Annotated in this window: 3 protein-coding genes; 2 read left to right on the top strand and 1 reads right to left on the bottom strand. The window is 53.7% G+C overall.

Features of this window, described 5'->3' with window-relative positions; translation table 11 throughout:
* The first annotated feature begins 107 nt into the window (after positions 1 to 107).
* Together V6D20_19310 and V6D20_19305 are read left to right on the top strand one after the other, a co-directional pair.
* The gene (locus tag V6D20_19310; GenBank protein HEY9817931.1) at positions 108 to 302 is read left to right on the top strand and encodes a hypothetical protein; all 195 of its coding nucleotides are present in this window, start codon (positions 108 to 110) and stop codon (positions 300 to 302) included.
* Positions 303 to 314: 12 nt separating this feature from the next.
* A complete protein-coding gene (locus V6D20_19305) occupies positions 315 to 530 on the top strand; it encodes a hypothetical protein (protein ID HEY9817930.1) in 216 nt (71 codons plus the stop codon).
* Positions 531 to 536: 6 nt separating this feature from the next.
* Here the strand turns inward: V6D20_19305 and V6D20_19300 are convergent, their stop codons facing one another.
* Entirely contained in the window at positions 537 to 872 is a 336-nt protein-coding gene (locus tag V6D20_19300; GenBank protein HEY9817929.1) for a hypothetical protein, read from the bottom strand.
* Positions 873 to 1,148 lie beyond the last annotated feature (276 nt).

Raw genomic sequence — 1,148 nt, 5'->3', positions numbered from 1 at the left:
GAGATAACGCCATCCGCGAAGCTATGGCTTTTGACAAAGACGGCGACACGCGCGGCAAGGCAGTTGTCGTGATCGTCCGAGAAGGCAATTAAAGGAGCCAGCAGACGATGGCAAAAGCGAAGGAAGACTCCGGCCTTGTTTATGAGGCTATCATAAAAAAGCTTCGCGAGGAACTGTATGCCGAACAGGCCCGCGTGGCTCGCTATCAAATAGCGTTCTGTGCGCAGCAGCGATTGATTGGCGACCTCTGTTCTTCGGATCGCTCAATCTTCTACGAGGCAAAAAGCAAGACAGTCAGCTAAAGGAGAGAGACGATGAGACAAGCCAGCCGACTGACATTGGCACAGCAGCGCTGGTTTGAGGAAAGGTCGCCACGTGTCCAGGTGCTCAGCGAGCTAGAGGCGCGTTGCGTGCGACACCGGCCACTCGGTATCCTGCACGCAGACGGTACGTTCGACAGCTATTGGACCGGGCCAGGAGATGTTGCTTATGGTTCCGTGGCGGTTGGTATTGAAGACATGGAAAACTAAGGAGCCTCACCCATCCCCGTAGTCGGTACGCATCGCCTGCTGTAGCTGCTGCGTGCCGGTGAGGGGTGGGGATGGTTCATCCAGTTCGATGACACCTGCAGGAAGCTGACCCCTTACTTGCTGCCACATTGGATCTCCAAGCTCGCAATCTTCTGGCCATTCCTCTTCGTTGCCAGTCTCGCACTTGGACCAGAATATAAGCCCAGCCCGCTCCGCTGTGCTGAGGACGGTATCGTAATCGATATCGCCGGGCCCTTCGCAGCACTCCTGCAATATCTCTTGAGCAAAATATGCGAGGCGTTTCTCACGGTCGCTTGCAAACGGTTCAAACTTGACGCTCATCGTGCTACCTCTATCAGGTGACCTAGGGGGTTCATGCACCCTGAACAAAGCGGACTAAAACCGCCTAAACAGTGAACTCACAGGTTTTATTCGTGCTATAACCATCTAATAAGGCTAGAAATATCCTGATTTGTAATCAGGGGGTCGGGAGTTCAAATCTCTCCGGGGGCACCAACAAATTCAAGCACTTAGCGTAAATCCATCAGGTGCTCATGGGGTTCATTTTCGCCCTACAGCTCCAATGCTGAACTTGCCTTGCGCAAGTGGTCGGGGTGA

This window comes from Candidatus Obscuribacterales bacterium (assembly GCA_036703605.1).
Taxonomy (GTDB): Bacteria; Cyanobacteriota; Cyanobacteriia; order RECH01; family RECH01; genus RECH01.
This window is presented reverse-complemented; position numbering and strand designations above follow the sequence as displayed.

Coding starts and splice junctions, on each gene's coding strand:
- V6D20_19310 (HEY9817931.1), top strand. CDS start 108: ATGGCAAAAGCGAAGGAAGACTCCGGCCTTGTTTATGAGGCTATCATA.
- V6D20_19305 (HEY9817930.1), top strand. CDS start 315: ATGAGACAAGCCAGCCGACTGACATTGGCACAGCAGCGCTGGTTTGAG.
- V6D20_19300 (HEY9817929.1), bottom strand. CDS start 872: ATGAGCGTCAAGTTTGAACCGTTTGCAAGCGACCGTGAGAAACGCCTC.